Origin of the sequence: Aeromonas sobria (assembly GCF_050266975.1) — a bacterium.
GTDB lineage: Bacteria > Pseudomonadota > Gammaproteobacteria > Enterobacterales > Aeromonadaceae > Aeromonas > Aeromonas sobria_B.
In genome coordinates this window covers 20,876-42,273 of sequence record NZ_JBKISU010000020.1, presented here as the reverse complement: position 1 = coordinate 42,273, position 21,398 = coordinate 20,876, and the positions used below count along the sequence as shown (strand labels likewise).

Genomic DNA, 21,398 nt, shown 5'->3' with positions numbered 1-21,398 from the left:
GCCGCCGCAAGGGGCGCCGGGCGGTACTACACGGAATGGCTGTGCGAGGGGCGTTCAGAGAGCCTGAGTGACTATCTTGTCGCGGCCGGTGTTCTTCGCCTGATAGAGCTGGCGATCCGCCTCGCGCAATGCCTCGTCCATGGAGAGCCGCCCGACGTTGATGACACCAAAGCTGGCGCGCACGAACAGAGGGTGCTCCCGGGAGAGTGGCTGCTGCCGCATCTGCTGGCGCAGTCCTTCGAGGCGCTTGAGCAAGACGGGCACGGTGCAATGGGGGGCCATCAGGGCGAACTCTTCGCCGCCGAACCGGGCTATCATGGCATTGGGGAAGAACTGGGTGAGCAAGCGACTCAGGTGGCAGAGCAGCATGTCGCCGATGGCATGACCCCAGTGATCGTTGACCTGCTTGAAATGGTCCACGTCGAGCACGCACAGGGCGAGTTGCGTCTGCAGCCGCTGATGCTCCTCGAACCACTTCTGTCCCTCGTTGAACCAGTAGCGCCGGTTGTAGAGCCCGGTCAGGTAGTCGCGATTGGCCGAATCCTGGATGCTGTTGAACTGCTCCAGGGCTTCCAGATTGTGGCTGACCCGACACTGCAGCTCTTCCGGCTCAAATGGCTGGTTGAGAAAGTCATTGGCTCCCTGCTTGAGATACCGGGCGGAGAGGCCATGCTTGTCCGACACCGAGATGCCGATGATGGCGAGCTGCTGCTTGCTGTAGCGCTCCCGCAGCATTCGCACCAGGCTGATGCCGTCTATCTCCGGCATGTAGTAGTCAACCAGCACCAGCCGGATGGCGGGATGCTGCTCAAGCTGGGCCAGCGCCTCGCGCGCATGGCTCGCCTCATGTACCTGCAACAGCTGTTTGCGCAACTGGGCGGCGGTGCGATGGCGGGAGGTGAGCGAGTCATCCACCACCAGCACCTCGATCCCCTGATTGAGGTAGAGGCGATGCACCAGACCGACGGCATATTGCAGGGAGTGGCGTGAATCCTTCATCACATAGTCCATCACCCCGGCCTCCAGCCAGGCCGCCCGCTTCTCTTCGCTGATATCGGCGGTGAGGATCACCACAGGCAGACCCCTCTCCATCAACACCTTGACCGCTTCGCCAGCGGGGGCATCCGGCAGGGTGAGATCCACCAGGGCGACGAAATACTCTTCTCCCTGGCAGTGACGCGCCCCCTCCAGGGTATCGAAGGTATCGATCTCCAACCCGGTTTGCTGGGCGATGGCCTGGGTCAGCATGCGGCGGATCGTCAGGCTGTCTTCGACTATCAATATTTTTCGCTTCATCAGACTCCTTAAAAGAAAAAGGGCATGCCAATTGGCATGCCCTTTATATCCTTGTGCTTATTGTGCGTCCAGATATCGCTCGGCATCCAGGGCGGCCATGCAGCCTGTCCCGGCCGAGGTGATGGCCTGACGGTAGACGTGGTCGGCCACGTCGCCGGCGGCAAAGACCCCCTCGATGCTGGTCTGGGTGGCAAAGCCTTGCAGGCCGCCACGCACCTGGAGATAGCCGTTCTCCATGGCCAGCTGGCCTTCGAAGATCTGGGTGTTTGGCTGATGGCCGATGGCGATGAAGACCCCCATCAGCGGCAGCTCGGAGCTGCTCTCGTCCCGGGTGCTGCGCAGGCGAACCCCGGTGACACCCATGTCGTCACCCAGTACCTCGTCCAGGGTCTGGTGGGTGTGCAGCACTATGTTGCCGCTTGCCACCTTGTCGTGCAGGCGCTTGATCAGGATCTTCTCGGCGCGGAACTCGTCGCGGCGGTGGATCAGATGCACCTTCTTGGCGATGTTGGCCAAGTAGAGCGCCTCTTCCACGGCGGTGTTGCCGCCGCCGACCACGGCCACCTCCTGGTTGCGATAGAAGAAACCGTCGCAGGTGGCGCAGGCGGAGACGCCGCGCCCCTTGAACGCCTCTTCCGAGGGCAGCCCCAGGTACTTGGCGGAGGCGCCGGTGGCGATGATCAGGGCATCGCAGCTGTATTCACCACTGTCACCCTTGAGGCGGAACGGACGCTGGGTCAGGGAGACCTCATTGATGTGATCGAACAGGATGCGGGTCTCGAACTTCTCCGCGTGCTCCTTCATGCGCTCCATCAGTGCCGGACCGGTCAGCCCTTCCGGATCACCCGGCCAGTTCTCCACTTCCGTGGTGGTGGTCAGCTGGCCACCCTGTTGCATGCCGGTGATGAGCAGTGGATTGAGGTTGGCACGGGCGGCGTAGACGGCGGCCGTGTAGCCCGCGGGGCCTGAACCCAGGATCAGCAATTTGCTGTGAATGACTTCGCTCATGGTGTGATTTCCGAGAGGTAATGAGTTTGCGCGATTGTAGGGAATTCGTGATCCGGGGTCAAAGGGCGGCGTGCCGATTGTCCCAATCGTTTCGGCGGCAGCCTTTGTCGGCGAACATGCCCCCTGGCTCCTCTCTCGTACCGCAGGGAGCGGGGGACGAAACCAGCACCAGGGACGCTCGCTTTCATGACCCAATGCCGATGGGGCCGCCTGTCAACGGGTGGAGGCAGCTCGTCTGTGTCCCCGCTTGGCGGTATTGCCATGGCCTGCGCCGGGCGAGGGGAATGAGGCCTTGCCAGATGGAGGCGCATTCATAGGGGCTGCCCTTGCTCGCCAGATCCGCGTCATGGGGTTGCATCATGGCGCTGATCTGGGCACGGATGACAACTCCTGGCGCAGTGCCGCCCGGGCTGGCGAGGCGTCTGCCGGCAACGTGGCCAGAGAGGGTCTGCGGGGCCTCGATACCCAGGCCGCGGTGTCTGGGACGTGCCAGCCAGCATATTGCTCTTTCATGAGGGGCTGGCTGGTGGATGGCCATGTGCATAGACATGCGTGCGGTGCTGCGGGTGAGGGCGGCCCGCAGGGCGAGGCCACCCCGATGACAGATCCCTGCCTCTGACCCGAGGATGATGGCGCCGCCGCCGGCCTCTGGGGCCCAAGGTCGCGTGGGCGAACGGTGCGGCATGGTGCCTTCCATTGCCCGATCTTGGTTGCCCCTAAGGATGGCGAAAACATAGGCAGAGAAGGCCATGATCGCGCCAGCGACAGCGTGATAATCTGCGCCGATGGAGCCTGCAGGGCTTCTCGACCCGCTTTGGACGAAAACGGTATGGTTTCATGCTGTCAGTTCACGTACACTGGCCACAACCATGCCTACGCGATATTCATGGTTTTTTATTTCTTCAGGTACACCGATAATCATGCTATCCCTCGTCTATTGATCGGTGTTTCATGTCGCCCTGATGTTGTGCGGCATTTGCACCTTCTTTATTCAGGCATTGACAGGATTTGTGACCATAATTATAAAATGACTGGTGATTCTTACCAAAAAATAGCCAAAGGATGGAATTAAATGATGGAAGCTAAGAGTCGGCTAAAGGATTTGGACAGGATTGACCGCAACATTCTGAATGAGCTGCAAAAGGATGGCAGGATTTCGAACGTTGAGTTGTCCAAACGAGTTGGCCTGAGTCCCACACCGTGTCTGGAACGGGTTCGTCGCCTCGAGCGGCAGGGGTATATCGAAGGGTATGCCGCCATTCTGAACCCTCATTATCTGGATGCGTCTCTGCTGGTGTTTGTGGAGATTACCCTCAATCGTGGCGCCCCCGATGTGTTTGAGCAGTTCAACAAGGCTGTTCAGGTGCTCGAGGAGATCCAGGAGTGCCATCTGGTCTCCGGCGATTTCGACTACCTGCTCAAGACTCGCGTCAGCGACATGTCCGCCTATCGCCGCCTGCTGGGGGAAACCCTGCTGCGCCTGCCGGGTGTCAACGATACCCGCACCTATGTGGTGATGGAGGAAGTGAAACAGAGTAGTCGTCTGGTGATAAGCACCCGATAGAGTATTTTGTGCTGTGATGTAACGAGCGATTGATGCATCATAAACGTCAGAAACGAGCGGCAGGTCCGCTCGTTTCTGCTTGTCGGACTTGTCGCGTCAATGGGCACGCAGGCTGACAAGCGATAGGATTTTCAGGGATACTGGGCCCCCTTGTCCCATGCGTTACCATGTTTTCAGAAAGGAGCCGGAGTTTGGCCGAGAAAAAGCTGTTTACTCCATTATCAGGCACCCAACGGATCTTCGAAGCCGTCTTGATCGCCATCACGCTGTTGGCCGCCTACCTCTTGCTTGCCCTGCTCACCTATCACCCCGCCGATCCCGGTTGGTCACAGACCTCCTGGCAGGGGGAGGTGAAGAATCTGGCGGGCAGCGCCGGCGCCTGGATTGCCGATATCACCATGTTCACCTTCGGAGCCTTCTCCTATCTGGTGCCCCCCCTGATGGTGCTGCTGGGCTGGAGCCTGTTCTGGCGGCCGAGCCGGCTGCTGGACGTGGACTACCTGACCCTGTCGGTGCGCATCGTCGGCTTCCTGCTGACCGTGCTTGGCATGTCGGCCATTGCCAGCATGAACTTCAACGACATGCAGAACTTCTCCGCCGGCGGCCTGGTCGGCGATGTGATCGCCTCCGCGGTGATCCCGCTGTTTGGCGGCGTGGGGGCCAACCTGATGCTGCTCTGCTTCGTGGCCACCGGCATCACCCTCTTTACCGGCTGGTCCTGGCTCACCATAGTCGAGCGGCTCGGCAGCGCCTGTACCGGCGGTGTCTGCGCCCTCTATCACCTGCCCACCACCCTCGGCAACTGGTTGAACGGCGGCTGGCGTCAGCCCCGTTTTGAGGGACCGGATCCCCTGCTGGAAGGCAGCGCCGGCGCCCTGGCGCTGGAGGATGAGGAGGATGAGCCTCATGGCGGCTGGGTGCGCCGTACCAAGGCGCCCCAGCCAGCGAAGGGGAGCAAGGCGGCCAAGTCCGATGACTGGCTCCCTGAGCTCGACGAGGATACCTTCCAGTTCGATCCCGATTTCGACGACGAGGACGATCAGCCAGCCCCGCCCAGGCGCGCCCCGCGTGCCCGCCAGCCTGTGGTCATGGCCAGGGAAGAGGAGATGGATCTGCCCTGGGCCGACAATGGGGACGAGGCGCCGAGCCCGGCCCCCGCAGCCCGCCCCGTCTCCCGGCGCACCGCCATGGCCGGCATGGCGCCGCTGCCGAGTCTGGAACTGCTCGATCGCCCCCCGGTCAAGACCCAGTCCATGAGCCCGGATGAGCTGGAGCGCATGGCGCGCCTGGTGGAGGCCAAGCTGGCGGACTACAACGTGCAGGCCAAGGTGGTCGGCGTCTATCCTGGCCCCGTCATCACCCGTTTCGAGCTGGATCTGGCCCCGGGCATGAAGGCGAGCAAGATAACCAACCTGTCGCGGGATCTCGCCCGTTCTCTCTCTGCCAGCAGCGTGCGGGTGGTGGAGGTGATCCCGGGCAAGACCTATGTCGGCATCGAGCTGCCCAACCGGGTGCGCCAGACCGTCTACCTGCGCGAGACCCTGGATTGCGAGGCCTTCTCGGCCAGCCACAATCCGCTCACCATGGGCCTGGGGCAGGACATCGCGGGGGAACCCGTGGTGGTGAATCTGGCCAAGATGCCGCACCTGCTGGTGGCCGGTACCACGGGCTCGGGCAAGTCGGTGGGGGTGAACACCATGATCATCTCCATGCTCTACAAGTCCTCCCCGGACGATCTGCGCTTCATCATGATCGACCCCAAGATGCTGGAACTCTCGGTCTACGAGGGGATCCCCCACCTGCTGACCGAGGTGGTGACCGACATGAAGGATGCCGCCAACGCCCTGCGCTGGTGCGTGGGCGAGATGGAGCGCCGCTACAAGCTGATGTCGGCGGTCGGGGTGCGCAACCTCAAGGGGTACAACGACAAGGTGCTGGCCGCCATCGAGGCGGGGGATCCCCTGCTCGATCCCCTGTGGCGCCCGGGCGATTCCATGGATCAGATGCCGCCCGAGCTGGAAAAACTGCCCCACATCGTGGTGGTGGTGGACGAATTTGCCGACATGATGATGATCGTCGGCAAGAAGGTGGAAGAGCTGATCGCCCGTATCGCCCAGAAGGCGCGGGCCGCCGGCATTCACCTCATCCTCGCGACCCAGCGCCCCTCTGTGGATGTCATTACCGGCCTCATCAAGGCCAACATCCCGACCCGGATCTCCTTCCAGGTGTCGAGCAAGATAGATTCCCGCACCATATTGGATCAGGGCGGCGCCGAATCCCTGCTCGGCATGGGGGACATGCTCTACATGCCGGCCGGTACCTCCAACCCGACCCGGGTTCACGGCGCCTTCGTCGATGACCACGAGGTGCACAAGGTGGTGGCGGACTGGAAACTGCGGGGCGAGCCGAACTACATCGACGAGATCCTCTCCGGCGAGTCGGAAGAGGGGGGCAGCGGTGGTGGTGAGTACGGCGGCGGCGACGAGGAGCTGGATCCCCTGTTCGACGAGGCGGTGGCCTTCGTGGTGGAATCGCGCCGTGGCTCCACCTCCAGCGTGCAGCGCAAGTTCAAGATAGGTTACAACCGGGCGGCCCGTCTCATCGAGCAGATGCAGGATCAGGGCATCGTCAGCAGCCCGGGCGGCAACGGCCAGCGCGACGTGCTGGCACCGCCCCCGGTGCGCGATTAACCGCAGTGGTATTCTGGCCATGCCCTCGGGGCGTGGCCTTTTAGCGAGAGACCCTATGAAAAAAACCTTACTGATGGGCACTGTGCTGCTCATCGCCAGCGGCCAGGCCTGGGCCGATGCGGCCAGCGATCTCAAACAGAAGCTGGCGGCGGTCAACCTATTCTCCGCCCGGTTCCAGCAGACCGTCTATGACAGCAAGGGCAAGGAGCTGCAAAAAGCGAGCGGCGACCTGCTGGTATCCAGGCCCAATCGTTTCAACTGGCATACCCAGAGCCCGGACGAGAGCCTGATCGTGGCGGACGGCAAGGATGTCTGGATCTATGATCCCTTCGTCGAACAGGTCACCGCCCTCAAGCTGCAGGACGCCGTGGTCAATACCCCCTTCATCCTGATCGCCAGCGGCGATGACAAGTACTGGAAGCACTACGACGTGGTGCGTCAGGGCAATGTGTTCACCGTCACCAGCCGCAACCAGGATGAGCTGATCGCCTCCTTCCGGGTCAGCTTCGATCGGCAGGACAACATAGAACGCTTCGACGTGAAAGAGGCCCAGGGGCAGTGGAGTGAATTCACCCTCAGCCGCTTCAACCGCAAACCGGCGCTCAAGGGGAGCGAGTTCGTGTTCAAGATGCCCAAGGGGGCCCAGCTGGACGACCAACGCTGATGGTTCGCCTGTCACTGGAATCTTCGTCAGGCCGCCCCGCGTGGGCGGTCGCCACAACCCAGAGCGGTCGATGCAGATGAGCAACTTGTCCCTGGATTTCTCGTCGGACTTTCGTCCGCTGGCGGCCCGGATGCGGCCGCAAACCCTCGACCAGTACATAGGCCAGCAGCATATCCTCGGGCCCGACAAGCCCCTGCGAAAAGCGATCCTGGCGGGGCACTGCCACTCCATGATCCTGTGGGGGCCGCCCGGCACCGGCAAGACCACGCTCGCCGAACTGATGGCCCACTACTGCCAGGCCGAGGTGGAGCGGCTCTCCGCGGTCACCTCCGGCATCAAGGAGATCCGAGCCGCCATCGACAAGGCCAAAGAGAACAGCTGGCGCGGGGTGCGCACCATCCTCTTTGTCGATGAGGTGCACCGCTTCAACAAGAGCCAGCAGGATGTCTTCCTGCCCCACATCGAAGACGGCACCATCACCTTCATCGGCGCCACCACAGAAAACCCCTCGTTCGAACTCAACAACGCGCTGCTCTCCCGGGCCCGGGTCTACCTGCTCAAGCGGCTGGAGGAGGAGGACATCCTCGCCATGATCGACCAGGCGATGACCGATCCCCGCGGCCTCAATGACCCCAGCCTCACCTTTGCCCCCGGGGTGAAGGCGGCGCTGGCCAAGGCGGTGGACGGGGACGGGCGCAAGTCCCTCAACTACCTGGAGCTGCTGGCCGACATGGCCGAGGCCGACGGCCAGGGGCAGCGCCTCATCGACAGCGCCCTGCTCGCCGCCGTGGTGGGGGAGCACGTGGCACGCTTCGACAAGGGGGGGGATCACTTCTACGACCTCATCTCGGCGGTGCACAAGTCCATCCGCGGCTCGGCGCCGGATGCCGCCCTCTACTGGTATGCCCGCATGGTGAGCGCCGGCTGCGATCCCCTCTACATCGCCCGCCGCCTGCTGGCGATTGCCTCGGAAGACGTGGGCAACGCCGACCCCAGAGCCATGCAGGTGGCGCTCTCGGCCTGGGACTGTTTCCACCGCGTCGGCCCGGCGGAAGGGGAGCGAGCCATCGCCCAGGCCATCGTCTATCTTGCCTGCGCCCCCAAGAGCAATGCGGTCTACACCGCCTGGAAGGCGGCGCTCAATGACGCCAAAAACCTGCCGGACTTCGAGGTGCCGCCGCACCTGCGCAACGCCCCCACCAGGCTGATGAGCGAGCTCGGCTATGGCGCCGAGTACCGCTATGCCCACGACGAGGAAGGAGCCTATGCCGCCGGGGAGGAGTATTTCCCCACCGAGCTGGCCGGGACTCGCTACTATGAGCCGACCGAGCGTGGCCTCGAGAAGCAAATAGCGCAAAAACTCGCGTATTTGCAGGGGTTGGACCGGCAGAGCCCCCATAAACGGCACAAATAGTCCCTGTTCGGGCGGGGGGGCGGTCTGATACACTGCCCCTCTGACCCCGCTTGTCTCGGCCTTGCGCCATCTTCTTGATTTCTTGGGCCGATGTTGATGCCCGATGGTGAAGACGATAGGGGTGCGCCAACCGATGTTAACTCCCGGATCTGTGTTTTTGCCCAATCATGATGACCCGGGCCCAGATCCCATTTTAAAAAAGTAGGTAAACCATGCTGGATCCCAAATATCTGCGCGGCGAAATCGACGACGCTGCCGCTCGTCTGGCGACACGTGGCTACGTTCTGGACGTAGCGGCGGTCAATGCTCTGGAAGAGAAGCGCAAGGATCTGCAGTCCCGCACCCAGGAGCTGCAGGCCGAGCGCAACGCCCGCTCCAAGTCCATCGGCGAGGCTGCGCGTCGGGGTGAAGACGTGGCGCCGCTCAAGGCCGAGGTGACCAAGATCAACGACGAGCTGGAAACCAGCAAGGTCGAGCTCGAGGCCCTGCTGCGGGATATCAAGGAGATCGCCGACGCCACCCCCAACCTGCCGAGCGACACCACCCCGGTGGGCCGTGACGAGAGCGACAACGTCGAAGTGCGTCGTTGGGGCACCCCGCGCACGTTCGATTTCCCGGTGCGCGATCACATCGACATAGGTGAAGCGGTCAAGGGCGTGGACTTCAAGAACGGCGTCAAGCTCTCCGGTGCCCGCTTCGTGGTGATGAAGGGGCAGATTGCCCGCCTGCACCGTGCCCTAGCGCAGTTCATGCTGGATCTGCACACTCTGCAGCACGGCTATACCGAATGCTACGTGCCCTATCTGGTCAACCCGGACAGCCTGTACGGCACCGGTCAGCTGCCCAAGTTCTCGCAAGATCTGTTCAACACGGGTATCGAGGGCGAAGGGGAAGACGAGGGCAAGATGCGCAAGTTCTCCCTGATCCCGACCTCGGAAGTGCCGCTCACCAACATGGCCCGCGACGAGATCTTCGACGAGCAGGAGCTGCCCATCAAGATGACGGCCCACAGCCCCTGCTTCCGCTCCGAAGCCGGCTCTTATGGCCGTGATACCCGGGGTCTCATCCGCATGCACCAGTTCGACAAGGTCGAGATGGTGCAGCTGGTTCACCCGGCAACATCCTGGGATGCGCTGGAAGAGATGGTGGGTCACGCCGAGAAGGTGCTGCAACTGCTGGAGCTGCCCTATCGCGTGATGGCGCTGTGCACCGGTGACATGGGTTTCTGCGCCGCCAAGACCTACGATCTGGAAGTGTGGCTGCCGGCCCAGGATACCTACCGCGAGATCTCCTCCGTCTCCAACTGCACCGACTTCCAGGCGCGCCGCATGCAGGCTCGGGTGCGCATCGACGGCAAGCCCCAGCTGCTGCACACCCTCAATGGCTCCGGCCTGGCGGTGGGCCGCACCCTGGTGGCGGTCATCGAGAACTATCAGCAGGCCGATGGCCGTATCGCCATCCCGGCGGCGCTGCAGTCCTACATGGGCGGCCTGACCCATATCGGTTGATTGGCCTCCATTGCATGTTAAAAGCCATGGCTCGCCATGGCTTTTTTGTTATTAACATTCTCATTCATATTCCATTCAGTTAACTGACGGTAAAAGGCTCGCGGTCAATTCATCAGGGATTGGCTCGGTCCGGTGATCAGGGTGTGCACTCCGTCCTTGCTCAGGTTCATCAGAAACGCAGGCGCATCGGCTGCACCGGCCGACAGCATGTTTCAAATGGATAAGGAGTAATGAATGACGTCGAGGACGACACAGCTGGCACCCGCACGCCCAGGCCTGTTCAACCGCTTTCTCAGCGGTGTTGAGTGGCTCGGGAACCTGCTGCCGCACCCCATCACCCTGTTTGCCCTGTTCTCCCTCACCCTGATCCTGGCCTCCGGCATCGCCGCCTGGTTTGGCGTCAGCGTGGCGGATCCACGCCCAGAAGGGGCGCCCGGTCGCAGCGCGGACGGCATGATCACCGTGGTCAGCCTGCTCGGCGCCGAAGGCTTGCAACGGATCGTCTCCAACCTGGTGACCAACTTCACCGGCTTTGCCCCCCTGGGGACCGTGCTGGTGGCCCTGCTCGGGGTCGGCATCGCCGAACACTCGGGTCTGCTCAGCGCCGCCATGCGTGGCATGGTGATGAGCGCCTCCCGCCGCATGGTCACGCTGACCATCGTCTTTGCCGGCATCATGTCCAACACGGCGGCCGAGCTCGGCTACGTGGTGCTGATCCCGCTGGCGGCCATGATCTTCCACTCCCTGGGGCGCCATCCCCTGGCGGGGCTGGCGGCGGCCTTTGCCGGCGTGTCCGGCGGCTACTCCGCCAACCTGCTGCTGGGCACGGTGGATCCTTTGCTGGCCGGCATCACCCAGATCTCGGCCCGCATCATCGATCCCGGTTATGTGGTCGGCCCCGAGGTGAACTGGTACTTCATGTTCGTCAGCACCTTCCTCATCACGGGTCTGGGCGCCTGGGTGACCGAGAAGGTCGTCGAGCCCAAGCTCGGCAAGTATGATGCCAGCGAGGCGAGCGTGGTGCTGGATCAGCAGGCCGAGGCCCTGAGTGCCCGGGAGAAGCGCGGGCTCTGGTCGGCCCTGGTGGCCGTGCTGGTGGTGAGCGGTCTGCTGGCCCTGACGGTGGTGCCGGCGGACGGCATCTTGCGTCATCCCGAGACGGGCGCCATCGCGGGTTCTCCCTTCCTGCACGGCATCGTCGCCTTCATCTTCGTCTTCTTCGCCGTGCCCGGCTTCGTCTACGGTAAGGTGGTGGGCACCATGAAGAGCGACAAGGAGGTGATCCAGGCGATGTCGGGCAGCATGAGCACCATGGGCATGTACATAGTGCTGGTGTTCTTCGCCGCCCAGTTCGTGGCCTATTTCTCCTGGACCAACTTCGGCACCGTGTTTGCGGTCAAGGGGGCAGGGGCCCTGCAGGCTCTGGGCCTGACCGGCCCGGGTCTCTTCTTCGGCTTCATCTTGATGTGCGCCGTCATCAACCTGATGATAGGCTCGGCCTCGGCCCAGTGGGCGGTCACGGCCCCCATCTTCGTGCCCATGCTGATGCTGATTGGCTACTCCCCCGAAGTGATCCAGGCGGCGTACCGCATCGGTGATTCGGTGACCAACATCATCACCCCCATGATGAGCTATTTTGGCCTGATCCTGGCGGTGGCGGTGCGCTATCAGAAGTCCCTCGGCATAGGCACGTTGATCGCCACCATGCTGCCCTATACCCTGGTGTTCCTGGTGGGGTGGAGCCTGCTGTTCTACCTCTGGGTGTTCGTGCTGGGCCTGCCGGTGGGCCCGGGGGCGGCCACCCTCTACCCGGTGGCAGGCTAAGGGAGAAGGGGCGCCAACTGGGCGCCCCTTCGTCTTTTGGCGGGGGAGGCGAGAAGTTTCCCAAGCAATTCGCAATCGTTTTTGTTAGACTTCGCCGCAATTTTGCAGGACACACGAACGACTCATGGTTTGGATTGATTATGCAATTCTGGGCATAGTGGCCCTCTCCGCACTGATAAGCCTGGTGCGTGGTTTCGTCAAGGAAGCCATGTCCCTCGTCACCTGGTTTGTTGCCTTCTTTATCGCCAGCAACTTCTATTCCGATCTCGCCGTCTTCTTCACCTCCATCACGGATCAACTGCTGCGCAATGGCCTGGCCATCGCCGCCCTGTTCGTGGCGACCCTGATCCTGGGGGCCATCGTCAACTATGTGGTGGGGGAGCTGGTCAGCAAGACGGGGCTCTCCGGCACGGATCGGGTGCTCGGCGTCTGCTTCGGTGCCCTGCGCGGGGCGCTCATCGTCAGCGCCCTGCTGTTTTTTATGGATACCTTCACCAGCCTGCCCCAGGCCGACTGGTGGACGGGGTCCCGGCTGATCCCCGAATTCGGGTTGGTCATCCAGTGGTTCTTTGATTTCATGCAGAACTCATCGAGTTTTCTTAAACAGGTACAGTGACTTCGAGGTAGCAAGGACATGTGTGGTATTGTCGGTATAGTTGGCACCACCCCCGTCAATCAGGCCCTCTACGACGCCTTGACGGTGTTGCAGCACAGGGGCCAGGACGCCGCCGGGATCGTGACCATTGACAGTGGGAACTTCCGGCAACGCAAGGCCAACGGCCTGGTGAAGGACGTGTTTGAAGTGCGTCACATGCAGCGACTGAAAGGGCATATCGGCATAGGTCATGTCAGATATCCCACCGCAGGCAGCTCCAGTGCCGCGGAAGCCCAGCCTTTTTACGTCAACTCCCCCTACGGCATGGTGCTGGCCCACAACGGCAACCTCACCAACGCCAAGGATCTGAAAGAGCAGCAGTTCAAGGTGGCCCGCCGCCACATCAACACCACCTCGGACTCCGAAGTGCTGTTGAACGTGCTGGCCCACGAGCTGGATCTGTGCGACAAGATGGCGCTGCGTCCGGAAGACATCTTCGCCGCGGTGCGCAAGACCCACCAGCAGATCCGTGGCGCCTACGCCGTGGTCTCCCTGGTGATCGGCCACGGCCTCATCGGCTTTCGGGATCCCAACGGCATTCGTCCATTGATCCTGGGCCGCCGGGTCGACGAGCAGGGCCAGCTGGAGTACATGCTCGCCTCCGAGAGCGTGGCCCTCGACGCCATCGGGTTCGAGACGGTGCGCGACGTCGCCCCGGGCGAGGCCATCTACATCACCGAGCAGGGCCAGCTCTTCTCCGAGCAGTGCAGCGATGCCCCCCAGATCAACCCCTGCATCTTCGAGTACGTCTACTTCGCCCGCCCGGACTCCTGCATCGACAAGGTCTCCGTCTATGCCGCCCGCCTCAACATGGGCCGCAAGCTGGGCAAGAAGATCGCCCGGGAATGGGACGATCTGGATGTGGATGTGGTCATTCCCATTCCGGAAACCTCCTGCGATGTGGCGCTGGAAATCGCCCACACCCTGGGCTTGCCGTACCGTCAGGGCTTCGTGAAGAACCGCTATATCGGCCGCACCTTCATCATGCCGGGCCAGACCCAGCGCAAGAAGTCGGTACGCCGCAAGCTCAACGCCATCAGCTCGGAATTCAAGGGCAAGAAGGTGTTGCTGGTGGATGACTCCATCGTCCGCGGCACCACCTCGGAGCAGATCATCCAGATGGCACGGGAAGCGGGCGCCGCCAAGGTCTACTTCGCCTCCGCCGCCCCCGAGATCCGCTTCCCCAACGTCTACGGCATCGACATGCCCACTGCCAACGAGCTGATCGCCCATGGCCGTGAAGTGGAAGAGGTGTGCAAGCTCATCGGCGCCGATGGCCTGATCTTCCAGGATCTGGAAGATCTGGAAGAGGCGGTGCGCGAACTCAACCCCGAGCTGCGCCACTTCGAGACCTCGGTCTTCAATGGCAACTATGTGACCGCCGATGTGGATCAGGCCTACCTGGATCACCTCAACTCCCTGCGCAACGACGACAGCAAGGCGGTGCGTGAGTGGAATGAAGAGACCAACAACCTGGAAATCTTTAACGAAGGCAGTTAAACGTTTTACAGGCTGCGCCCCGGCGCATGAATGAGAACGGAGGCCGATGGCCTCCGTTTTTTATGGTTGTCCCGCAACACTAGCTGGTGAAGACGGGGCCCAGTCCCCAGTCCCAGATCAGTACAGTGCCCGCCATCAGGCAGACCAGCAGCACCAGGCCGCAGGTCACCATGGAACTGGCATAGATGAAGCCTTGCTCCTCCGGGATGTGCATCAGTATGGGGATGCCGGTATAGAGCAGGTAGATGGACCAGGCGAGGCCGAGCAGACCCACCAGCATGATGAACCACATCACAGGATAGAGGGCGGCGAAGCCGGTCATGAACAGGGGAGTGGCGGTGTAGGCGGCCAGCTCCAGGGTCTGGGACATGTTGGGGTCGGCGCCGAAGGTGCGGGCCATCCACAGGGCCAGCACCGCCAGCAGGATGACGGCGACGATGAGGGCCAGGTACATGGCGCTCGCCATCCAGATGCCGCTGCGCATGGTCAGCATGATGGGCTCGCCGTTCCCCACCTGCCAACCCAGATGCACGGCCGAGAAGTAGCTGCACAGGGCGGGGATCAGTGCCATCAGGGCGACGTGGGTGAGGCTGTGGCTGACGGTTTCCTGGTGGTCGTCTATATCGTGCCACTCATCTTTCGGGTGGGCGTAGAGCCCCCATATGTGGTTCAGGATCATGGTATTTACCCCTAAATATGGCGAACCCCGGCTGGTTTGCCTTGCCATTAGTTATTGTTAATGATCGGTTAATCGTCAAGGCGGGGGCCGGACTCGAGTTCGCCGCCAAGATCCGGTAACATGGCGCCCCCATCCCGTTTCGAGGTCATTCGATGGACGCCTTGCTCGCGCCAGTTCGCCAATTTCTGCACTGTGAAACCCCGGATGAGTGGATTGCCGTGGCACGGGATCCCGCTCAGCTGCCGACCCTGCTCATCGATCATGCCAACTGCGAGAACAAGGCCGCCCTGACCGCCCACAGCCTGGTGCGTCGTTACTGCCTGCCCAAGGGCAAGCGCCACCTGCTGCCCAAGCTCGATTTCTATCGCGAGCTCGATGCCCTGCCGGAGAAGGCGCAGATCCTGGGCAAGCGCACCATGGGGGAGGAGGAGAGGACGGTGTTCGAGGAGCTCGAACGCAACGACTTGCTGGTGAAGATGGTGCGCCTCATCCAGGAGGAGCTGCACCATTTCGAGCAGGTGCTCGAGCTGATGGCGGCGCGGGGCATCCATTATGGCCCTGTCACCGCCTCCCGCTACGCGCGGGGCCTGATGCAGCATGTGCGCCACCACGAGCCCGCCGCCGTGGTCGACAAGCTCATCATAGGGGCCTTCATCGAGGCGCGCTCCTGCGAGCGCTTCGCCAAGCTGGCCCCCCATCTGGACGAGGAGCTTGGCCGCTTCTATACCTCATTGCTGCGCTCCGAGGCCCGTCACTATCAGGACTATCTGGCCCTGGCCGAGCAATATGCGGGGGAGAATATCGATGAGCGGATCGCCTTCTTCGGCGCCCTGGAGGCGAGTCTCATCCTCACGCCCGATGAACAGTTCCGCTTTCACAGTGGCCTGCCTGTCAGACTTGACAGTGGTGCCGCCGCGTAGGCGCCCCTATGCTTGCACAGGTTCCTGACGACGAGCGACACAGACTGTTTTGAGCGCGATCCCCGGCCACTGTGCCGGGATTTTTTTGGGAAAAAACCAGGAAGGGCCTGCCGCCCGCCGGGGGCGGCAGGGGTCAGCGGCGATACTCGTTGTTGTAGTTCTGGATAAGCTTCTTGGTCACCTCGTGCTGGGGATCGGCAAAGACCTTGAGGGTCTTGCCCCGCTCCACCACCTGACCGTCGTGCATCACCAGCACCTCGTCGCTGATGTGGCTCACCACCCCGAGATCGTTGGCCACCAGCACATAGCTGAGCCCCATGGTCTCCTGCATCTCCAGCAACAGGTTGATGATCTGGGAACGCACCGAGATGTCCAGGGTCGAGAGGGCCTCATCGGCCACTACTATCTTGGGGTTGAGGATCAGCGCCCGGGCCAGGGCGACCCGCTGCTGCTGTCCCGCCGACAGCATCTGCGGATAGAAGAAGGCGTGATCCGCCAGCATGCCCACCATGCGCAGGGTCTGCATCACCTTCTCCTGGCGCTCCTCCTCGCTCATCTCGGTGTTCAACCGCAGCGGCGTCTCCAGGATCTGGCCCACCCGTATCTTGCGGTTGAGGGAGGAGTTCGGGTCCTGGAAGATCATGCGCAGCAGCTTGCAGCGCGCCTGATAATCCCCGTGGCGCATCAGCTGGCCCTCGATGTGGATCTCGCCACTGGAGGGTTCAATCATGCCCGCCAGGATCCGCGCGAGCGTGCTCTTGCCGGAGCCGGCCTCACCGACGATGGCCAGGGTCTGGCCCACGTCGAGATCGAACGAGAGCGGCTTGACCGCCTGCACGGCCCGGGAGCGAAACAGACCGGTACGGTTCTGGTAGGTCTTGCTCAGCGACCTGACCTGGAGCAGGGAGGGGGGGTAGGTGGGCTCAGTCAGCACGGCGATGACTCCGGAGTCGGCAAAAAGGGCGGGGGCAGGATCCCGGCCCTGGCGTGAAGGGGGGCAACCTGGGGGGTGACCAGATCATGATGGGCCGTCATTTCTTCGGATCTTCCATGTTGAGGGGGAAGTGACAGCTGAACTGATGGCCCTTGACCTTGCTCATCAAGGGAGTCTGCACGCACAGCTTCTGGGCATGGGGGCAGCGCGGGCCGAGCCGGCAGCCGATGGGCAGATGTTGCAAGGGGGGAATGACCCCAGGCAGGGTCTCGAGCCGCGACTTGTGGTGCACCAGCTTGTCAAAATCGGGAATAGATTGCAGCAGGGCATGGGTATAGGGGTGGTGGGGGGAGGTGAGGATCTGCTCCCGGGTCCCCACCTCCACCATCTGGCCGCAATACATGACGTTGATGTTGTCCGTCAGGTTGGCGATGGCGGCGATGTCATTGCTGATGATGAGGATGGTGGTGTTGCCCAGCTTGTTCATCTTGTCCAGCAGCCGCAGGATCTGGGACTGGGTGGTGGACTCCATGGCGCTGGTGGGCTCATCCGCCACCAGCAGACGGGGCTGGTTGGCAATGGCCATGGCGATCATCACCTTCTGGCACATGCCGTCGGAGAGCTCGTGGGGGTAGGCGCGCATCACCTTGCGGTGATCCTTGACGCCGACCCGGTGCAGCAGGGCGATGGCCTGCTTCTTGCGCCACTGGAAGCGCTGCCAGAACTTGCCCTTGAAGGCGCTGGTGGGGATGGCCTCCTCCAGCTGGGTGCCAATCACTTCGGACGGATCGAGGCAGCTGGTGGGATCCTGGAAGATCATGGCGATCTCGCGGCCCATGATGCGCCGCCGCTCCCTCGGCTCCATGGTCAGCAGATCCATGTCATTGAAGCGCATCCGATCGGCGCGCACCACCCAGTTGTCCTTCTGGATGCCGACGATCACCTTGGCCACCAGGCTCTTGCCCGAGCCAGATTCGCCCACCAGGCCGCGGATCTCCCCCTCGCTCAGGGTGAGACTCACCTTGTCCACCGCCCTCACCTTACCCTGGGGGGTGTCTATCTCGATGGTGAGATTGCGAATATCGAGCAGGGGCATCAGTGGCGCTCCTCATGGCGGCTGGGTGCCAGGCACGGGTTGGGGACCTGGGCAAGGGGGTGGGTATCGAGCAAGGGCATCATCAATCATTCCCCTCTTTGAGCGCTTCGCGGATCCCTTCTCCCACCAGGTTGGTGATGAGCACGCTGAACAGGATGGCCATGCCGGGCAGGGTCACGGTCCAGGGGGCGAGATAGATGAGATCGCTGGAGTCGGCCAGCATGGCCCCCCATTCCGGCTGGGGCGACTGGGCCCCCAGCCCGAGAAAGCCCACCGCCGAGATGTCCAGGATGGCGGCGGAGAGGGTGCGGGTGGTCTGGGCCACCAGGGTCTCGACTATGTTGGGCAGCACCGCCAGACGCATGATGCGCCAGGGGGGCGAGCCGTCGAGGCGGCTGGCGATGATGTACTCCTTCTGCATCTCGGTGTGCACCGCGTTGTAGGTGGCACGGATGAAGGGGGGGATCAGCGCCAGCGTGATGGCGATCAGGGTGTTGCCGAGACCGGGCCCCAGGATGGCCACCATGATGATGGTCAGCAGCAGGGAGGGGATGGAGAGCAGGGTATCGAGCAGGTGATGGAGCACGCTCGACTTGAGCCCCTTGCTCATGCCGGCCAGCATGCCGATCAGGGTGCCGACCACCATGGCGATCACCACCACCCCCAGGGCATAGCCGAAGGTGAGCCGGGCGCCAATCACCAGCCGTGACAGTATGTCGCGCCCCAGATCGTCGGTGCCGAGGAAGAAATCGATGTTGCCGCTGCTGGCCCAGGAGGGGGCCAGCAGCAGGTGCTCGCTGTGCTGCTCGTCCATGCCGTAGGGCACCAGCAGGGGGCCTATCAGGGTGAGCAGCAGCAGGGCGGCGAAGCACCAGAGCGCAGCCATGGCCAGGGGATTGCGCCGATAGGAGACCCAGGTCTGCGCCAGGGGCGAGAGGATCTTGAGCTCGGGGTAGAGGTTGGCTTTATCTTGCATGGGATAGGGCGCTCCCGCTCATGCCATGAGTGCGTTCAGTCTTGTTTTGCATAGAGTTCCTTGCGCCGCGCCGGGTAGATGAGCGTGGTGAGCAGATCTGTGCTGACGCTGATGAAGATGACGAAACCGGCGACCACCAGGGTGGCCCCCCGGATGGCGGCATAATCCTGCAGGGCGATGCTGTTGATGAGCCAGCGGCCGATCCCGTGCCAGTCGAACACCACCTCGGTGATCATGGCGGAGGTGAGCACGCTGCCCAGCTGCAACCCGAGCAGGGGCAGCACGGGGGGCAGGGCGTTCTTCAGGCCATGGCGCCAGACGATCTGGCGGCGGGAGAGGCCGCGGCTGGCGGCGGCCTTGATGTAGTTCTGCTTCATCACGTCGATGAGGGAGCTGCGCACGTGGCGGATCACCTCGGTGGTGGGCACCACGGCCAGCACCAGGGAGGGCAGTATCATGTGGCGCAGGGCATCGTGCAGCGCCGCCTCGCGCCAGGGTTCCCGGCTCAGCAGCACATCGACCAGGGCCACCCCGGTGATGGACGGCACGTCATAGAGCAGGCTGAGCTGGCCGGAGGCGGGCAGCCAGCCCAGATCCAGGGAGAAGAACATCACCATCAGCAGGGCCAGCCAGAACACGGGCACCGCATAACCGATGAGGCCGGCGGTCATGATGGAGAGATCCAGCCCGCGCCCCTGATAGAGGGCGGCCAGGGTGCCGAGGGGAATGCCCACCAGCAGGGAGATGGCGAAGGCGGCGACGCACAGGCTCAGGGTGGCCGGGAAGTAGTGGTAGATCTCGTCGAGCACGGGACGCCCAGAGACGCTGGAGACCCCCAGGTCCCCGGCGAAGATGTGGCGCAGGAAGTCGGGGTAGCCCCCCCAGAAACCGGGCTGCTGACCGAGCAGGCGATAGTCGAGCAGGTAGGCGACCAGGGTCAGCGCCAGCAGGGTGATGAGCAGCAGATTGATGCGGCGCACTATGTAGAGCAGCATGTCAGTCCCTCCGCCTGTGGATGATGGGGAATGTGAACCGGGGCGGCGAGCCCGGCGCGCGGCAAGAGAGCACCATGGTCATTTCCTGTGCACCTGGTTGAACGAGGTGCCGCCAAAGGGCATCAACTCCAGCCCCAGCACATCCTTGCGGCTGGCCTGGATGCGCAGGGCATGGGCCAGGGGGATGAGCGGCAACTGCTCGTTGAGCATGTGCTGGGCGTAATAGTAGTTGCGCAGCCGAAACGAGAGCTGGCCGCTGCCGACCGCGTCATCGAGCAGCTGATCGAAGGCGGGGTTGCACCAGCGGCTGTCGTTGTTGCCCTGGGCCACGGCGCTGCAGCTGAGCAACTGGCGAAAGAAGTTGTCCGGGTCGGCGTTGTCGGCCATCCAGCCCGACAGCAGGCTGTCGTAGTCGCCTTTGCGCAGACGCTGCTCTATCACGGGATCCTCCTGCTGCACGATGTGCAGCTTTATTCCCACCTCCGCCAGATCGTTGCGGATCAGCTGGGCCGTCTTCAGGGCATCCGGGTTGTAGGGGCGCGAGCCCGGTCCCACCAGCACCTGCATCTCGAAGCCCTGGGGCAGGCCTGCCTCCGCCAGCAGGGTGCGGGTGCTGGCCAGATCCGGCTTGCGGACAGGGGAGCCGGGGTCGTATCCCCAGGAGCGCGGCGGCAGCAGGCTGTTGGCGCTCTGGCCCGTGCCGAAATAGACCGCCTGCAACAGGTTGGGCACATTGATGGCGCTGGCGATGGCCTGGCGCACCTGTACCTTGTTGAAGGGCGCCTTGCGGGTATTGAGGGCCAGGAAGGCCACGTTCATGCCGGGCTGCACCGCCAGGGTGAGATCATCATGCTGCTGGATCACCGACAGCTGGCTGGCGGAGGGGTAGCTCATCACGTCGCACTCGCCGGTGAGCAGCTTGGCGAGGCGCTTGGAGGACTTGGGGGTGATGTCGTAGACCAGCTGCTCGAGGGGCGCCGGGCCACGCCAGTAGCCGGGATGGCGTTCGAAACGGATGAATTCGTTGTGGCGATAGGCCTTGAAGCGAAACGGCCCGGTGCCGATGGGGCGGCTGTCGAGCAGGGCCGGGGTCCCGGCGGCCAGCATGGCCTGCCCATATTCGGCGGAGAGCACCACGGCATAGTCGCTCGCCAGGGTGGCGAGGAAGGAGGCATCGGGGCGGTTGAGCTCGAACACCACCTGATGGGGGCCGTTGGCGCGCACCTGGCGCAGCAGCTGATCCAGCCCGAGGCTGGAAAAATAGGGATACTGGCCACCGGAGACGGCGTGGTAGGGGTGCTGAGGGTCGAGCAGGCGCTGCCAGGTGAAGACCACATCGTCGGCATTGAAGGGGCGGCTCGGGGAGAACCAGGCGGTGTGATGGAACAACACATCCTGGCGCAGGTTCAGGGTATAGGTGAGCCCGTCCTCGCTCACGGCCCAGTCGAGGGCCAGGCCGCCGCGCAGGGCCAGGGTCGCGGGATCCGACTCCAGCAGCCGATCGTAGAGGGGGCGGGCGCTGGCATCCAGGGTCGCGCCGGAATTGGCCAGCTGGGGGTTGAAGGTCTGGGGAGCCCCTTCGCTACAGTAGATGAGCCCCGTCCTGGAGGCCTCCGTCTGTTTCTGACACCCGCCGAGCAGCACGAGACTGGCGAGCAGCAGTGGTTTGAGCATT

The 21,398-nt window shown here is 63.0% G+C and carries 17 protein-coding genes; 9 read left to right on the top strand and 8 right to left on the bottom strand.

All coding sequences use genetic code 11. The features are described from left to right. Positions 1 to 54: 54 nt before the first annotated feature. Both ACLHZ1_RS12720 and trxB read right to left on the bottom strand, forming a co-directional pair. Entirely contained in the window at positions 55 to 1,296 is a 1,242-nt protein-coding gene (locus ACLHZ1_RS12720) for a diguanylate cyclase (RefSeq protein WP_427262382.1), read from the bottom strand. Between the two features lie 57 nt (positions 1,297 to 1,353). Further along, a complete protein-coding gene (gene trxB, locus ACLHZ1_RS12715) occupies positions 1,354 to 2,304 on the bottom strand; it encodes a thioredoxin-disulfide reductase (protein WP_427262381.1) in 951 nt (316 codons plus the stop codon). A gap of 1,072 nt (positions 2,305 to 3,376) precedes the next feature. Between trxB and lrp the strand changes: the two genes are divergently transcribed. From lrp to purF, 8 genes are all read left to right on the top strand, one after another. Next, positions 3,377 to 3,868, top strand: coding sequence for a leucine-responsive transcriptional regulator Lrp (lrp, locus tag ACLHZ1_RS12710; RefSeq protein WP_005300047.1), 492 nt, complete (start codon positions 3,377 to 3,379; stop codon positions 3,866 to 3,868). A gap of 191 nt (positions 3,869 to 4,059) precedes the next feature. Further along, a complete protein-coding gene (locus ACLHZ1_RS12705; protein WP_427262380.1) occupies positions 4,060 to 6,558 on the top strand; it encodes a DNA translocase FtsK 4TM domain-containing protein in 2,499 nt (832 codons plus the stop codon). A gap of 55 nt (positions 6,559 to 6,613) precedes the next feature. After that, positions 6,614 to 7,222, top strand: coding sequence for an outer membrane lipoprotein chaperone LolA (gene lolA / locus ACLHZ1_RS12700; RefSeq protein WP_408795359.1), 609 nt, complete (start codon positions 6,614 to 6,616; stop codon positions 7,220 to 7,222). Between the two features lie 70 nt (positions 7,223 to 7,292). Next, positions 7,293 to 8,636 carry a replication-associated recombination protein A gene (locus ACLHZ1_RS12695; protein WP_427262379.1) on the top strand — a complete coding sequence of 448 codons (1,344 nt, stop codon included), beginning with the start codon at positions 7,293 to 7,295 and terminating at the stop codon, positions 8,634 to 8,636. Positions 8,637 to 8,848: 212 nt separating this feature from the next. Then, positions 8,849 to 10,144, top strand: coding sequence for a serine--tRNA ligase (gene serS / locus ACLHZ1_RS12690; protein WP_427262378.1), 1,296 nt, complete (start codon positions 8,849 to 8,851; stop codon positions 10,142 to 10,144). 234 nt (positions 10,145 to 10,378) lie between these two features. Further along, entirely contained in the window at positions 10,379 to 11,968 is a 1,590-nt protein-coding gene (locus ACLHZ1_RS12685) for an AbgT family transporter (RefSeq protein ID WP_427262377.1), read from the top strand. A gap of 124 nt (positions 11,969 to 12,092) precedes the next feature. After that, positions 12,093 to 12,584: a CvpA family protein gene (locus ACLHZ1_RS12680; RefSeq protein WP_041994188.1), complete on the top strand. Its 492-nt coding sequence runs from the start codon at positions 12,093 to 12,095 to the stop codon at positions 12,582 to 12,584. Between the two features lie 18 nt (positions 12,585 to 12,602). Next, positions 12,603 to 14,123, top strand: coding sequence for an amidophosphoribosyltransferase (purF, locus tag ACLHZ1_RS12675; RefSeq protein ID WP_427262376.1), 1,521 nt, complete (start codon positions 12,603 to 12,605; stop codon positions 14,121 to 14,123). Between the two features lie 79 nt (positions 14,124 to 14,202). Here the strand turns inward: purF and ACLHZ1_RS12670 are convergent, their stop codons facing one another. Continuing rightward, positions 14,203 to 14,802 carry a Yip1 family protein gene (locus tag ACLHZ1_RS12670; RefSeq protein ID WP_427262375.1) on the bottom strand — a complete coding sequence of 200 codons (600 nt, stop codon included), beginning with the start codon at positions 14,800 to 14,802 and terminating at the stop codon, positions 14,203 to 14,205. A gap of 152 nt (positions 14,803 to 14,954) precedes the next feature. On the opposite strand from ACLHZ1_RS12670, the gene miaE reads away from it, so the two are divergent. Next, positions 14,955 to 15,722 (top strand): tRNA isopentenyl-2-thiomethyl-A-37 hydroxylase MiaE, encoded by a 768-nt coding sequence (gene miaE / locus ACLHZ1_RS12665; RefSeq protein WP_427262374.1) that lies wholly within the window; start codon positions 14,955 to 14,957, stop codon positions 15,720 to 15,722. A gap of 133 nt (positions 15,723 to 15,855) precedes the next feature. Here the strand turns inward: miaE and ACLHZ1_RS12660 are convergent, their stop codons facing one another. The 5 genes from ACLHZ1_RS12660 to sapA form a co-directional block, all read right to left on the bottom strand. Beyond that, entirely contained in the window at positions 15,856 to 16,656 is an 801-nt protein-coding gene (locus ACLHZ1_RS12660; protein WP_427262373.1) for an ATP-binding cassette domain-containing protein, read from the bottom strand. A 97-nt stretch (positions 16,657 to 16,753) separates the two neighbouring features. Then, positions 16,754 to 17,752, bottom strand: coding sequence for an oligopeptide/dipeptide ABC transporter ATP-binding protein (locus tag ACLHZ1_RS12655; RefSeq protein WP_427262372.1), 999 nt, complete (start codon positions 17,750 to 17,752; stop codon positions 16,754 to 16,756). 82 nt (positions 17,753 to 17,834) lie between these two features. Next, on the bottom strand, positions 17,835 to 18,728 hold the full coding sequence (locus tag ACLHZ1_RS12650) for an ABC transporter permease subunit (RefSeq protein ID WP_427262371.1): 894 nt from the start codon (positions 18,726 to 18,728) through the stop codon (positions 17,835 to 17,837). Positions 18,729 to 18,763: 35 nt separating this feature from the next. Beyond that, positions 18,764 to 19,723: an ABC transporter permease gene (locus tag ACLHZ1_RS12645; protein WP_408795381.1), complete on the bottom strand. Its 960-nt coding sequence runs from the start codon at positions 19,721 to 19,723 to the stop codon at positions 18,764 to 18,766. Positions 19,724 to 19,801: 78 nt separating this feature from the next. Further along, a complete protein-coding gene (gene sapA, locus ACLHZ1_RS12640) occupies positions 19,802 to 21,397 on the bottom strand; it encodes an ABC transporter substrate-binding protein SapA (protein WP_427262418.1) in 1,596 nt (531 codons plus the stop codon). Position 21,398: the final 1 nt, after the last annotated feature.

Coding starts and splice junctions, on each gene's coding strand:
- ACLHZ1_RS12685 (WP_427262377.1), top strand. CDS start 10,379: ATGACGTCGAGGACGACACAGCTGGCACCCGCACGCCCAGGCCTGTTC.
- lrp (WP_005300047.1), top strand. CDS start 3,377: ATGATGGAAGCTAAGAGTCGGCTAAAGGATTTGGACAGGATTGACCGC.
- miaE (WP_427262374.1), top strand. CDS start 14,955: ATGGACGCCTTGCTCGCGCCAGTTCGCCAATTTCTGCACTGTGAAACC.
- ACLHZ1_RS12645 (WP_408795381.1), bottom strand. CDS start 19,723: ATGCTGCTCTACATAGTGCGCCGCATCAATCTGCTGCTCATCACCCTG.
- sapA (WP_427262418.1), bottom strand. CDS start 21,397: ATGCTCAAACCACTGCTGCTCGCCAGTCTCGTGCTGCTCGGCGGGTGT.
- ACLHZ1_RS12670 (WP_427262375.1), bottom strand. CDS start 14,802: ATGATCCTGAACCACATATGGGGGCTCTACGCCCACCCGAAAGATGAG.
- serS (WP_427262378.1), top strand. CDS start 8,849: ATGCTGGATCCCAAATATCTGCGCGGCGAAATCGACGACGCTGCCGCT.
- purF (WP_427262376.1), top strand. CDS start 12,603: ATGTGTGGTATTGTCGGTATAGTTGGCACCACCCCCGTCAATCAGGCC.
- ACLHZ1_RS12720 (WP_427262382.1), bottom strand. CDS start 1,296: ATGAAGCGAAAAATATTGATAGTCGAAGACAGCCTGACGATCCGCCGC.
- trxB (WP_427262381.1), bottom strand. CDS start 2,304: ATGAGCGAAGTCATTCACAGCAAATTGCTGATCCTGGGTTCAGGCCCC.
- ACLHZ1_RS12680 (WP_041994188.1), top strand. CDS start 12,093: ATGGTTTGGATTGATTATGCAATTCTGGGCATAGTGGCCCTCTCCGCA.
- lolA (WP_408795359.1), top strand. CDS start 6,614: ATGAAAAAAACCTTACTGATGGGCACTGTGCTGCTCATCGCCAGCGGC.
- ACLHZ1_RS12650 (WP_427262371.1), bottom strand. CDS start 18,728: ATGCAAGATAAAGCCAACCTCTACCCCGAGCTCAAGATCCTCTCGCCC.
- ACLHZ1_RS12695 (WP_427262379.1), top strand. CDS start 7,293: ATGCAGATGAGCAACTTGTCCCTGGATTTCTCGTCGGACTTTCGTCCG.
- ACLHZ1_RS12655 (WP_427262372.1), bottom strand. CDS start 17,752: ATGCCCCTGCTCGATATTCGCAATCTCACCATCGAGATAGACACCCCC.